Origin of the sequence: Kitasatospora paranensis (assembly GCF_039544005.1) — a bacterium.
Taxonomy (GTDB): Bacteria; Actinomycetota; Actinomycetes; order Streptomycetales; family Streptomycetaceae; genus Kitasatospora; species Kitasatospora paranensis.
Genome location: NZ_BAABKV010000001.1, coordinates 161148 through 172878 on the forward strand (window position 1 = coordinate 161148; position 11731 = coordinate 172878).

General features: G+C 71.0%; 15 protein-coding genes and 1 pseudogene. 15 read left to right on the forward strand and 1 reads right to left on the reverse strand.

All coding sequences use genetic code 11. The annotated features are described in order from the left end of the window. Positions 1-59: 59 nt before the first annotated feature. The 15 genes and pseudogenes from ABEB13_RS00790 (at position 60) to ABEB13_RS00860 (ending at position 10380) form a co-directional block, all read left to right on the forward strand. Positions 60-398 carry a hypothetical protein gene (locus ABEB13_RS00790; RefSeq protein ID WP_345703792.1) on the forward strand — a complete coding sequence of 113 codons (339 nt, stop codon included), beginning with the start codon at positions 60-62 and terminating at the stop codon, positions 396-398. Between the two features lie 67 nt (positions 399-465). Next, positions 466-663, forward strand: coding sequence for a hypothetical protein (locus tag ABEB13_RS00795; protein WP_345703793.1), 198 nt, complete (start codon positions 466-468; stop codon positions 661-663). Positions 664-737: 74 nt separating this feature from the next. Next, positions 738-1037 carry a hypothetical protein gene (locus ABEB13_RS00800; RefSeq protein ID WP_345703794.1) on the forward strand — a complete coding sequence of 100 codons (300 nt, stop codon included), beginning with the start codon at positions 738-740 and terminating at the stop codon, positions 1035-1037. Positions 1038-1701: 664 nt separating this feature from the next. Beyond that, positions 1702-1863: pseudogene (locus ABEB13_RS00805) on the forward strand (hypothetical protein); the annotation flags it as partial. A gap of 958 nt (positions 1864-2821) precedes the next feature. Beyond that, positions 2822-3274, forward strand: a complete 453-nt coding sequence (locus ABEB13_RS00810) for a hypothetical protein (protein WP_345709994.1) — start codon at positions 2822-2824, stop codon at positions 3272-3274. A 959-nt stretch (positions 3275-4233) separates the two neighbouring features. Next, on the forward strand, positions 4234-4392 hold the full coding sequence (locus ABEB13_RS00815; RefSeq protein WP_345703795.1) for a hypothetical protein: 159 nt from the start codon (positions 4234-4236) through the stop codon (positions 4390-4392). A gap of 66 nt (positions 4393-4458) precedes the next feature. Beyond that, positions 4459-4662: a hypothetical protein gene (locus ABEB13_RS00820; RefSeq protein WP_345703796.1), complete on the forward strand. Its 204-nt coding sequence runs from the start codon at positions 4459-4461 to the stop codon at positions 4660-4662. A gap of 161 nt (positions 4663-4823) precedes the next feature. Further along, entirely contained in the window at positions 4824-5180 is a 357-nt protein-coding gene (locus ABEB13_RS00825; protein ID WP_345703797.1) for a hypothetical protein, read from the forward strand. Positions 5181-5240: 60 nt separating this feature from the next. After that, entirely contained in the window at positions 5241-6182 is a 942-nt protein-coding gene (locus tag ABEB13_RS00830; protein ID WP_345703798.1) for a hypothetical protein, read from the forward strand. Positions 6183-6278: 96 nt separating this feature from the next. Continuing rightward, the gene (locus ABEB13_RS00835) at positions 6279-6626 is read left to right on the forward strand and encodes a hypothetical protein (RefSeq protein ID WP_345703799.1); all 348 of its coding nucleotides are present in this window, start codon (positions 6279-6281) and stop codon (positions 6624-6626) included. A gap of 151 nt (positions 6627-6777) precedes the next feature. Beyond that, the gene (locus ABEB13_RS00840) at positions 6778-7311 is read left to right on the forward strand and encodes a hypothetical protein (protein ID WP_345703800.1); all 534 of its coding nucleotides are present in this window, start codon (positions 6778-6780) and stop codon (positions 7309-7311) included. Between the two features lie 86 nt (positions 7312-7397). Continuing rightward, the gene (locus ABEB13_RS00845) at positions 7398-7688 is read left to right on the forward strand and encodes a hypothetical protein (RefSeq protein ID WP_345703801.1); all 291 of its coding nucleotides are present in this window, start codon (positions 7398-7400) and stop codon (positions 7686-7688) included. Positions 7689-7704: 16 nt separating this feature from the next. Next, positions 7705-8448: a hypothetical protein gene (locus ABEB13_RS00850; RefSeq protein ID WP_345703802.1), complete on the forward strand. Its 744-nt coding sequence runs from the start codon at positions 7705-7707 to the stop codon at positions 8446-8448. 372 nt (positions 8449-8820) lie between these two features. After that, the gene (locus ABEB13_RS00855) at positions 8821-9552 is read left to right on the forward strand and encodes a DUF6884 domain-containing protein (protein WP_345703803.1); all 732 of its coding nucleotides are present in this window, start codon (positions 8821-8823) and stop codon (positions 9550-9552) included. Between the two features lie 192 nt (positions 9553-9744). Next, positions 9745-10380 (forward strand): HAD-IA family hydrolase, encoded by a 636-nt coding sequence (locus ABEB13_RS00860; protein ID WP_345703804.1) that lies wholly within the window; start codon positions 9745-9747, stop codon positions 10378-10380. On the opposite strand, the gene ABEB13_RS00865 is transcribed toward ABEB13_RS00860, so the two are convergent. Then, the gene (locus ABEB13_RS00865; RefSeq protein ID WP_345703805.1) at positions 10363-11643 is read right to left on the reverse strand and encodes a helix-turn-helix domain-containing protein; all 1281 of its coding nucleotides are present in this window, start codon (positions 11641-11643) and stop codon (positions 10363-10365) included. The genes ABEB13_RS00860 and ABEB13_RS00865 overlap by 18 nt on opposite strands. Positions 11644-11731 lie beyond the last annotated feature (88 nt).

Here is an 11731-nt window from a genome sequence, read left to right on the forward strand (position 1 = left end):
GCGGAGCAGTTCGACGAGGCGGCGGTGGACAACTGGGTCCTCAGCCACGAGAACCAGCTGTGGCTGGCCACCCACGAAGGCGAAGCCGCTGCCAGGAAGCGGCGCTGCGCCGGCTCCCAGAGGGCAGCCCCGGGGACCTGCTCGACCTGGACGACTTCCGCACCCTCCTGGGGGACTTCAACCGCGGCAGGCCGATCGCCCGCGGGACCATGCAGTCCTATCGCAGCCGCGGGCAGATCCCCGCGGCGGACCGCCGCGAGGGCGACGACCTCAGGCCGGAGGTCTACGAGGATATGTGGTTCCGCAAGACGGTATACGACTTCATCGTCGACCAGCCCGGCGTGGGCGGACGCGGTGTGGGGCGAGCGACAAAGAAAGATCCAGGCATTGCAATATGAACATTAGAGCTGTAAAGTGGTTCTTGCGAGGGCGGCGGACGCCCCCGGGGAACTGCGGAGGCGGCAAGTGAAGAAGGATTCGCGGGATCTGGCGAAGGCCCTGAAGGAGCAAGGGTTCGAGGTCACTCCCTCCAAGAACGGTCACTTGATCGTTCGCCTGGGAGGGCGACGGATCGCCACCCTGGCGGGCACACCTTCCGACCGCCGAACCTGGCTCAACGACCTTGCCGCGCTGCGGCGAGCCGGATTCGTCTGGAAGCGCTGAACTACCAGCGGCCCGCCGGGAGACCGGCGGGCCGTCACCCCCTGCACCACCCCCGCCCGACCCGGAGGACCACGATGACCCCGCAGAACTGGAGCGTCTACGTCGAGCTCGACGCGACCGACGCCTCCGACGACGTCCACGACGAGCTCTTCGCCGTCCTGTCCGGGCATGACGCCCAGCCCACCACGGCCGACAACGGCAACTTCGCCGTCATCCTCAGCGTGGCCGCGGCCGGCCCGGCAGAGGCCGCCCAGGCCGCCATCGACCTGGTCCTGTCCGCTGCGCCGGCCCAGCTCGGCGACCGCCGCGTCGTTGGCCTGGAGGTCGTCACCGAGGCCGAGCAGGAACGGCGCAACGCCCAGACAGAGGACTGACCCTGCAGCGCCGCGTCCGCCGCGGCCACGCCCCAACAACCTGCGCCTGCCCGCTCACCCGCCGGCCGGACCCACCCATGGGTCCGGCCGGCGACCGTTTCTCACCCTGCGCGCACCCTCGCCCGCGGACCCGCCCCCCGGGCGACCAGGGCGCGCCGACTCGACCACGCACCGGCCGCCAAAGGACGCCAGCCAGAGCCGGAGTTGACTGCGCGCCACGCGCATTGCATTACGAACATTTTCAATGTAACTTGGCCGTCAGTTGGCCAGAGCATGCGCCAGGCCGGCTTCGCGCGCAGCACGCACCCGCGAAGCCGACTCCGTCACCAACCGCCCGGCTGTCACCTCGTGCCGATCGCCATCGAGGGCCAGCCACCCTCGCTACCAGCTCGACAAGCAGGCCCGCGTAACGGCGTACGGCACCCAACGCGCCCGCCCTCGGCGGCGCCCCAGGACGCGATACGTCGCCCCGATCACCAGCGGCGAACCCGCTGCCACGCCGACCGACTGACCGAAGAGAGGAACCCACGCCATGGGCAAGTCAACGGCCATCCCTCGCACCGCTACTCACAGGCCCGCCACCAGGCGCCGCCGCTTCCGTAACGACGACCTCGTCGCAGTGGACCTGTTCTCCGGGTTCGGAGGCCTGACCCGTGGCATCGAGATGGCCGGATTCACCACGATCATGGCTGCCAACCACAACCCCTACAAGGTCGAGGTCCACGAGGCGAACCACCCGAACGCCGAACACTGGATCGCGGACCTGGTCGATCCCGAAGCCGCCGACTACCACTCTGCCCGCGACCTGCCCGCTGCCGACCTCCTGGTCGCCGGCGTCTCCTGCGTCCACCACTCGCAGGCCAACACCCAGAAGGCGTACGAGCAGGGCCTGTCCCTGTTCGACTTCGACGACCCGGACTTCGAAGCTCGGGTCACGAAGTCCGAGCGCGACCGCGCTACTGCGAACTGCGTCCTGCACTACGCCGCCCAGCACCGCCCGCGGATGATCCTCGTCGAATGCACCACCGAGCTCGCCTCCTGGGGGCCGGCGGTCCCCGGCCGCCCCAAGGTCGGGGACGGCTCCACCTACCGCTGGTGGCTCGGGCAGTTCGACATCCTCGGCTACCACCACAAGGTCCTGTACCTGAACTCGATGTTCTTCGGCGTGCCGCAGTCCCGCGACCGGGCCTACTGGGTGTTCTGGGACAAGTCCATCCCCGCGCCCGACCTCGACTACCGGCCGGTGGCGCGCTGCCAGCCTTGCGACAAGGACGTCGAGGCTGTGTGGTCGTGGAAGACGGGGCTCCCGCCGACCGGATCGGTGCGCTACGGCAAGCAGTACGAGTACCGGTGCCCGAGCTGCCACCGTCCGGTCGCCCCTCCGGCGACCCCGTCGCTGGCCGCCCTCGACCTGAGCGTCCTCGGCACCCGTATCGGCGACCGGACCAAGCCCCTCGCCCCGTCGACGATGGCCCGCGCGGAGCGGTGCAGGCAGCGCTTCGCCCAGTTCCCCGCCGTCCTGATGCCGGCCAAGGGGGTGCACGGCAGCGAGCGGCACCCGTGGCAGCCGCTGGCGACGCAGACCAGCCAGCGGGAGGCCGCGATCCTGTCGACCGGCACGGTGGCGGCCGCGCACCGGCAGAGCGACGCCGGGCATCGCCTCACCCTGCCGCTGGACACCGCGGCCATGGCCTGCGAGAAGGCGGTCCTGCTCGCCGTCGACAACTTCCAGGGCGGTCCGCGGGGCGCCCACGACCCTACCTACGCAGGGCGGCTCGGAGACCATGGGGATTCTGTCCGCGGAGATGGTGCCGTTCCGCAAGAACACCCTCCCGTCGACGCATGTCGAGGCGATGCCGACCGTCACCGCCGAACAGATCCCCGGGCTGCTGTTCTCCGGCTGGTACAAGCAGAACGGCTCCACCGGGAGCGAGACGGCGCCGCACCCCCTTACCGACCCTCTCGGCACCCACGCCCACGACACCACCGCGCTGCTCGCGGACGAGTGGCGGGCCGCACTCAGCGAGCTGCGGCTGGAGGACTGCTACTTCCGCATGATGCGGGAGTACGAGATCGGCCGGGGCTGCGGCTTCGACGTCGACTTCGCCGGCTACCAGGGCTCGTTCGTCGTGTGGGGCAGCGCCCGCGACCAGGTCGACGGGTTCGGCAACGCCGTATCCCCGCAGGTCGGGGCCTGGATCGGGGCCCGCCTGCGTTCCGCTCTCCACGGCGCCTGACGTCCCAACCCTGCCGACGCCTGGTACCGCGAGCGCGGAGGCGCGCGCGTCCAGGGTTCCATCGACGCCGCCGCCCCGGCCCTGTGGCCGCTCAAGGGCCCCAACGCCTGGATACAGGGCAGCTGCTGACTCTCCCTGGAGGAGGACCAACTCGCCACGGTACTGCGCGATCGCTGGGCCCGCTGATGGATCCAGCGCCCCGACAACCTGCACCTACCTGCTCACCCGCCGCTGGCCGGACCCGCCCCCGGGCCCGGCCGGCGGCCGGTTCGTGCCCTGCACACACCCTCGCCCGCGGACCTTCCTCCCCAGGGCAGCCACCGCACGCCGACTCGGCCATGCACCGGTCGCCCAGGGACTCCGACCCGAGCTGGAGCTGACCACACGTTCCATTGGCATTGCGTTATGAATATTCTCAATGTACCTTGGTCCAGGCGTCGGCCCGACTCCGGTCCGCCGACCGGGCCGCCGCGCGCCTCACCCGTATCACCGTCCGTCTCGGCGGCAGGAGGCCCGACAACACCACCGCCCTCGGCGTGGACTTCTGACCCGCCCCTCCGCCCAACTCGCAGACCGATTCGATCGAAGGGCACCACCTTGACCGATGCCACCGCTGCCGCCCGCGCAGAGCGCGCCCGCCGCCACGCTGAGGAGCTCGCCGCCATGGCCGACGGTATGTCCGCTCGGGCAAGCGGCATGTACGGCCGGTTTGCTGGCGGCCAGCCCCTCCTGGTCGGCCACCCTCCTATCGGCCTGCCGTCCGCGATCGGGCCCGTGCCGACAACGCGACCAGGCGGGCGATCGAGGCCCAGCGTGAGGCCGAACGCGCGCAGGCCAAGGCGAACCAGGCCGAGGCGGTCGCCGATCTCGCGGCGATCGAAGCCGCGCGGAGCCGCCCCTGGCAGCGGTCCGACTTCCTGCCCGGCGACATCGTCACGGTCCGGGACTTCCGCCGCGACATGGCTGTCACCAGCAGCTACCAGGTCAAACGCGCCAACGCGAAGACCCTCACCCTCCACGCCCCGGCCAGAGGCTTCGACGACCCGAAGCGCACCTACGACCGGGTCCTCTCCCGCACCCGCGACGGCGTGACCATCACGAACCCCGCTGACGCCTGATTGCCGAGGCCAAGACCGCCGGTGCCTGCCTCAACCCCGCCGCCGGCCAGCCGTCTGGAGATCACCATGACCTACACCGTTCAGGGGTTCCTCTCCCTCGCCGACTTCGAAGCCCAGCACCCCTCACTCACCGAGGTCTTCCGCACCGAGCCCGGAGAGACGTACACCGCCACGGTCCGCGCCGAGGCGCGGCGCCGGAGGCTCGCGTACCACCGGGCCGGCGAGCCCGACTACACGCACATCACCTGCCGCTACACGCCCGACGCCTGATCGCGCCTTCTCGGTCTGGCGGGTGTGACCGCCCCACCCGCCAGACCACACAACCCAGCCAACCCCGCGAAGGGGCCGGCCACGACCGCGCAGCACGGTGCCGGGCCCGCCCTGCCAGCCCTCACCGCCGCCGCGCCCACCCACGCAAAGGAGTCCGCGCCATGAAGCTGACCCTGTTCGACCTCGACCGCCCGGCAGCCGAACCGGAGCCGGATCTCGTCCTGAACGAGGCCCGGCTCCGGGATTCCTTCGCCCGCTTCCGCGCCGCCCCGCACAAGACGCTGTCATACGGGCTCGGCTACGACTCGACGGACGTCCTCCTGGAGTACCTGCGCGACCCGGAGGGCTACGGCCTGAAGCCCGACCTGTCCGACCTGACCGTCCTTCACGCCGTCGTCGGCAGCGAGTTCGACAGCACCTACACCGCGGTCGAGCAGGCCATCCTGCCCAGGCTGCGTAGGCGCGGCGTCCGCTTCGTCGAAGTCGCCCGCAAGGGTCGCAGCCTGACCGACGGCTAGGAGGTCCTGGCAGACACACGCGAGCCTTACCGGCTCCACCGGCGCGGCCGCTTCACGCTCTTGGACGAGCTGGAGACCGGCGGCACCGTCGTCCAGGCCGCCGGCGGTAACACCTGCTCGTTGAAGTTCAAGGCCTTCGTCCTGGACGGCTTCGTGCGCGACGCGTTCGCCGGCGCGACCGTCGGCACTGCGATCGGCTACAACGCCTCCGAGGCTCGCAGGGCCCTGAAGTCCGAGAAGGCACAGGCCAAGGCGAAACCGGGCCCGGTCTCGGTCGCGCTGGACTACCCGCTCGTACGGACCGGGCGCAGCCGGGACGACATCGTGCGCAGGGTGGAGGAGGTCACCGGACGGCCCTGGAAGCGGTCGAACTGCTGGTTCTGCACCTACAGCCTTTCGTGTGGGTCGATGCCCGAGCATCTGGTCCGGCTGCGCGAGGAGCCCGCCGCCGCGGCACGGGCGATGCGCCTGGAGTACGTGTCGATGGCGCTGAACGAGAACGGCTCCCTGTATCCGAACAAGGAGCCCTTGCACACCCAGGTCGCCGCCGACGGGAGCATCGAGGCGCTCGGCGAGTTCGAGGCTCTGCTGAACGATCCGGGCCAGGACTGGGCGCTGTACCGGGTGCGGCGGGTCTACACGGCGGGCCGTATCGAGGCGTGCCGCGAGAAGCACTTGGATGACTGCATCGAGCCTGCCTGCCGCGACCGCGCGCTCAAGGGAACGCCCTGGCGGTCGCTGACCGTCGTGGCGTCCGGGACCCGGGCGGCGTGCGCCGGCCGTCTGCAGGAGGAGGCCGCGGAGGCGGGCGGGGCCTTGGAGCGGGACCAGCGGCACGGGGTGCCGATCCAGCGCCTCTACATGCGCCGGCTCCCCAACCCGATGCGTTTCGGCGCTGCCGAGGAGTTCCTGGTCTGCGCGCCTGCGACGGCTGTGGAGAAGGCGCGGCGCAACTTCCCCAAGGTCTGGCACCGCGTCGCTGTCCTCGGCCTTCCGGCCTGACCGCGTTCGGGCTCCTGGCGTCCGCATCAGGGCCGCCTGCATCGACCTGACCCCCGGGTACCACGACTTGGCCAAAAAGCAGTTCGAGGAGGCAGCATGACCGACGCAGCCCGCTCCCGTCAGATCTTCGAGCAGGCCCGGCTGCAGGGCTGCTACCCCCTGCAGCACGATTGGGGCAGCCCGCTCGGCGTGAAGATGCCCGAGCACGTGACGGAGTGCCCCGCGCACCGTGAGATCTGGCTCGGGTGGAGGAACAACCGCTACGACCTGCGCCGGCCGTCGGAGTGGCCGGGGTCGCCCAGCGGAATCATGGACAGCCGCACATCGCACGAGGAGCGCGCATACGGCTGGGCTGAGCAGAACCTCGCCCAGATGGGGCTGGTCGCGGAGATTTGCGGCCGCGGTACGAGTCCGCAGTGCAACCGGCAGGAAGCGATGACCTGAGGTACGACGGCGGAAGGACAGCCAGCCAATCAGCATTGCAATATAAGCATTGTCCATGTACATTGATTCTTCAAGGGCCAGTAGAGCAACCCCAGCCCGACCGCGCCCACGAGCGCCACAACCCGCCGCCTGAGCCTTGGAGAGATCCGCGATGCCCACTTCTCCCGCCACCGAGCACCAGACCGCCCCCATCCCGGCGTGGCTCGCCACCGTCGACGCCCAGCGCAGCCTGGCCCGGCTCGTCGCCCGCACGATCGCTGACACCCTGACCACCCAGTTCCCCGGCGCCGCCTACCTGACCCTGATGATCCAGGAAGAGACCCCGCGGGACTGGCAGCTGTTCCCGGAGAACGTCCGCAACGCCACCGGTGACGTGCTGTTCGACTTCGAGGGCGCCATGCCGCCGCTCGGGCCCGAGCACGCTGAACTGCGGGCGCAGTGGGGCCACCTTGCCCCGAACGACCCCTTCGCGCTCCGCACCATGCTGCGCTACCTCCACATCAACGGGGCGGTCTTCGACCGGCTCCCCGAGGACCTCGACGACTCAGACGATGACGAGGTCCGCCTGTGCCTTCTGCTGTCGGCCGAGGCACGCCCGCACAAGTGGGAGCACGAGGGCGACGACCCCTGGGACGTCGAGACCCGGCGGCTGCGCCCGTACTCCGCCGCAAAGGCGCAGCCGTAACGAATCCGATCTTCACCGGGCGCCCCGCCAAGCCGAGCGGACGGGGCGCCCGCCAGTCACCGACTCTCGCCTCGGAGGCCGCTCCCGTGTCCGCCATCGCCAAACGCAACGCAGCTGACTCGCCCCATCCGGGCCGGGGCAGCGCCCGGATCCACTTCGACCGGGGCCGCCACCCCGCCACCCGGCTCCCGCTGCTGGAGCCCGGCGCGCAGGGGCCGCCCGTATGCGGCGGCTGCGCCTTCCTCTACGAGCGCGCCGGTAGTCACGGCGCCCGCCTCAAGTGCCGTGTCCGCGCCTCGAAGCGCCGCCCCGGCCCCAACCTTCAGCCGGGGTTCCCCGCCTGCCAGCGCTTCCAGCCCGCCAACGACCAGGCCTGACAGCCCCGGAGGAACAATGCCGACCGACGACCGCGCCGCGCACGAAGTCGACGCACCGCTCGCCGAAGAGCAGCTGATCGCCGTCCTGCGCGACAGCATCCGCAGGTCCGCCGGGGCCCGCACAGCGGACGACCTCACCACACACCTGATCCAGCAGCTTCGCGGTGGACTGCTCCACGCCAACACGCTCTCCGAGGCGGTCAACACCGGACTCGACGTCGAAGCCTTGGCCAGCCGGTCCTACGAGGCGCAGACCGCCATCAACGGCCGGTCCGCCCACGTGACTTTCACCGCCGGTCTCGGCGACAGCGGCATCGCACGCGGCGAGCACCTGGACATCCGGGCGACCGTGTCCGTCAGGCACCGGGTCGACCTGACCCTCCGCTTCGGGCTGGTCAGCACCGACGCGGGCGCCAGCTGGACCCTGGCCCTGACGGCCCCGGACCGCAGGCGGCTCGCCTCGGCGCAGCAGATGACGGACACAGCCGGACCGCACGTCACCGAGCTCGTTCACGACCCCCGCCACCGCGCCGGGCTGGAACCGGTCATCGACTCCGCTCGGCACGTCGCCGCTTTGCGGGCCCTCTTCGACCTCCAGCAGGCGCGCGACCAGCTCGCCTGGGCAGCCTCCCGCGCCCTCGCCGCCCGTGCGGTCTTCGACCGCTACGGGTGCACCGAGCCGGACATGGAGCAGCTGCGCGCCCACCTGGGCCACCTCGCGCGGCTCGCCGAGGAAGGCCGCTGCCTGGTCGGCTGGTGACTGCCAGCACCGCAGGGGATCCGCCCGGGGCGAGGTACGGCAGCCGTTCGGACCGCCCTCGCCCAGAGACGCGGAGCAGGCCCGGCGGCAGACCGGGCTGCCCATCGACGCCGCCAGCCGGTCTCTGCCGACGGCTGGCGGGCGCCGCGCGCCTCCTGCGACGGCTACGAGCCGGGAACCCGTGCCCTTCCTGCGAGGCGCTGCCTGGCAGGCGCTCGCGTCGACCGGGCAGGCACATCGCCGGCCACCGGCGCATCGCCCGTGCCCGCGCCGCCGACCCGAGAGACCAGCGCCCCGAAGACGCCAGCGACACAGCCTTGCCCACCCGCCGGGCCACGAGCTGATCACCTCTCACCACGAGAAAGAGACCTCATGACCACACGCAACCAGCAGACCTCCAGCGGGCCGCGCCCGGCCGACCCGGCCCGGCCCCGCCTCACCGCGGCCCACCGCCGCGCGCTACTGGGCGGGGCCAAGGACCCGCTCGGCCTGCTGCCGAAGCGCGTCAACCTGCGCACGGCGGTCTCCCTGGCCAGCCTCGGCTACGTCGGCCTCGACCAGAGCAATGACTATCTGCGGGGCCGGGACGCAACGCAGGAGACGCTGGAGGTCTGGGGCGGCGTGCTGACCGAGGAAGGCTGGGCCAGAGCCCGCGCCGAGGGCGCGGGCGCCTTCCGGATCGTCATCGTCGGCTGCGGGAAGGCCAAGCAGGACCGCCGGGTCACCGCCGGCGCGCTGTACACCGGGTCGTTCCACTGGGCCTGCCGCTACACGGGTATGGAGCTCCTGCGCGGCGGCGGACGCCTGTACATCCTCTCCGCCGCGCACGGGCTCCTCGATCTGGACACTGAGATCGACCCCTACGACCTGACCGTCGGCGATCCCGGCAGCGTCGGCGCAGACGTCGTACGGGACCAGGTCATCGAACGCGGGCTGGAGGAGGCAGAGGTGACGGTGCTCGCCGGTAGTCGGTACGTCGACCTCGCGCGCGCCGTCTGGCCGGACCTCCAGGCCCCGCTGTTCGGTGCCCGCGGCATCGGGGAAATGAAGCAGCGCCTCGCTCGGATCCGCCGCGAGAGCCACCACCGCCACCTCTTGGGGTGAGCGGTGACGAACGTGCTCGCGCCCGGGCGCGGACGCTGGAAGGCAACGCCCGCTGGCCGTAGCAAGGGTGGGCGCAGCACTGGAAGAACCGGGGCCCCGGCTTATGCTGAACGGCACCTTGGATGCCATCTCCACCATGTCGAGCGTCGGCGAAGGCCGCCGGGACTGCGTGTTGCGCCGTAGGCTTTGGGAATGGTGAAAGCTGAAGTACCCGCATACCGCGGACTGATCTTCGACTTCTTCGGCGTCTTGACCTTCAACATGGTCGAAGTGATCTCCGCGTTCGAGGGCCGGGAAGGGATTGCCCGCGGGACCTTCCTTGGTGCCTGGGCCGACCCTCGGGGGCAGGAGCTTTTCCGTCAGCTTGAATTGGCCCGCATATCCCAGACCGATTGGAACAACGGGTTCGCGGCCCTGATGGGTGTGGCACCGGACAACCTGATGGCCCGGTACCTGCACGATGCCTTCCCGGCCTACCCGGTCATCGAGGTCGCACGGCGGGCCCGGGCCGCCGGGGTCAGGACTGCGGTGCTGTCGAACAGCCTTGGGCGAGAGCCCTATGACCCCTACGCCGGGTTCGACCTTGCCGGCTCATTCGACGAGGTGGTGCTGTCGGCCGAGGTTGGCCTGCGCAAGCCGGACCCGGCCATCTTCCGCCTCGTGCTCGACCGGCTCGGTGTGTCGGCCGAGGAGTGCCTGTTCGTCGACGACAGCGAGCAGAACCTGGCCACCGCAGCGGAGCTCGGAATCACCCCGCTGCTCGGGCTGGACGAGAAGGTGGTGGCCAGCCAACTGCGCGAGTTGCTGCGCCTACCCCGCCTCTTCTAGGAAGTCGCGGACGGGGTGGTAGGCGGTGTGCGGGGCAAGCTTGTCGCGCAGACCCTTGAGCTGGGAGGCGGATCGGGCGGAGTCGACGGAGCCAAGACAGGCGGCCGCGCGGCGGCCGGTGGCGACGGCCGCGTCGAGGTCGTCCAGCGCGAGATGGGCCTCCGCGGCACGGGCCAGGTAGATGGCGTGGCTACGCGGGAACTCCTCGTCTCCGGGGTACGCCCGCATGCCAGCCTCGAAGCGGCGCAGCGCCTCGGTCGGGTCCCCGAGGTCGAGCGCTGAGGACCCGGCGATCATCTCGACCTCTCCGTAGGTCACCCAGTACAGGAAGTCGGGGTCGTTGCCCCTGGACCCCTTGTCCAGGGCAGCGTGCGCCAGGTGGAGCTGGTGCCCGGTCGCCGTCTTCGCCCCGGTCTTCGACAACGCGCGAGCAGTGCGGGCGGCGAGCATGGCCTCCATCCGCGGGGTGCCCTGTCCCCGCGCGGCCCGGGCCGCGTCGAGGAGCGCCACCGCGCGGTCAGCCTGGCCCGGCGTGGAGTAGCACTGCACTGCCGCGAAAGACAGGGCGTAGGCGCCGCCGATAACGTCGCCGGCTTCGGCGGAGGCCCGCAGGGAGGCGTCGAAGTAGCGCTGCGCGGTTCCGTGCCTGCCCTGGTCGAAGCTGCACCAGGCGACCTGCCGGGCGGCTTCGGAGGCGATGCGGTACAGGCGGGTGGAGGCGGCTCCGGGGTAGCGGCCCGTCTTGAGCAGGGTAACGGCAAGGGACAGCTCGCCGGCTGCTTGCTTGCGGACCTCGCCGCTTCCGAGTTCGTCGTCGACCCGGCGAAGGTGGTCCAGGCGGTGTTCGATGTTCGCGAGCAGTCCCGGGCCGCCGCCGGCCTGGGCGGGAGGGCCGGGGCGGGTCCGGCCGAGGGCCTTCGCCCAGTGCCCGGCCGAGGCCGATAGGGCGACACCGGCGGTGACGAAGCTCCTGCGATCCACTCTTCTCCCATCCACCAGTTCGGCAAGGACGGTCAGGGCCGCTCCGTCCTCGTCCCAGCCTGCGCTCGACGGCCCGTCAGCCGCCAGTGTTCGGGCGAATCTCCCACCCGACTGCAACACCCGGTCGTAGGCGGCGGCCACGTCGGCGGTCACCGCTCGGTTCCCGTTCTCCACGTTGCGCAGGTACGCCGGGCTGAAGCCCACGTCCCGGGCGAAGCGCTCCCAGGACAGACCGGACTCCCGGCGCGCCTCTCTCATACCGTTCCGCAGTCGCTCGGACATCGCGACGCTCCTCGGATTTGGGATCGCTGTTGGATCGCCCGACTCCATTGTCCCTGCCTCGCTGGCGGTGTGTGCTCGTTTCAGCACA

What these genes read in the sequence shown, in the direction of transcription:
- ABEB13_RS00835 (WP_345703799.1), top strand. Translation starts at nt 6,279, where the DNA reads ATGACCGACGCAGCCCGCTCCCGTCAGATCTTCGAGCAGGCCCGGCTG.
- ABEB13_RS00855 (WP_345703803.1), top strand. Translation starts at nt 8,821, where the DNA reads ATGACCACACGCAACCAGCAGACCTCCAGCGGGCCGCGCCCGGCCGAC.
- ABEB13_RS00840 (WP_345703800.1), top strand. Translation starts at nt 6,778, where the DNA reads ATGCCCACTTCTCCCGCCACCGAGCACCAGACCGCCCCCATCCCGGCG.
- ABEB13_RS00865 (WP_345703805.1), bottom strand. Translation starts at nt 11,643, where the DNA reads ATGTCCGAGCGACTGCGGAACGGTATGAGAGAGGCGCGCCGGGAGTCC.
- ABEB13_RS00820 (WP_345703796.1), top strand. Translation starts at nt 4,459, where the DNA reads ATGACCTACACCGTTCAGGGGTTCCTCTCCCTCGCCGACTTCGAAGCC.
- ABEB13_RS00810 (WP_345709994.1), top strand. Translation starts at nt 2,822, where the DNA reads ATGGGGATTCTGTCCGCGGAGATGGTGCCGTTCCGCAAGAACACCCTC.
- ABEB13_RS00825 (WP_345703797.1), top strand. Translation starts at nt 4,824, where the DNA reads ATGAAGCTGACCCTGTTCGACCTCGACCGCCCGGCAGCCGAACCGGAG.
- ABEB13_RS00860 (WP_345703804.1), top strand. Translation starts at nt 9,745, where the DNA reads ATGGTGAAAGCTGAAGTACCCGCATACCGCGGACTGATCTTCGACTTC.
- ABEB13_RS00800 (WP_345703794.1), top strand. Translation starts at nt 738, where the DNA reads ATGACCCCGCAGAACTGGAGCGTCTACGTCGAGCTCGACGCGACCGAC.
- ABEB13_RS00850 (WP_345703802.1), top strand. Translation starts at nt 7,705, where the DNA reads ATGCCGACCGACGACCGCGCCGCGCACGAAGTCGACGCACCGCTCGCC.
- ABEB13_RS00815 (WP_345703795.1), top strand. Translation starts at nt 4,234, where the DNA reads ATGGCTGTCACCAGCAGCTACCAGGTCAAACGCGCCAACGCGAAGACC.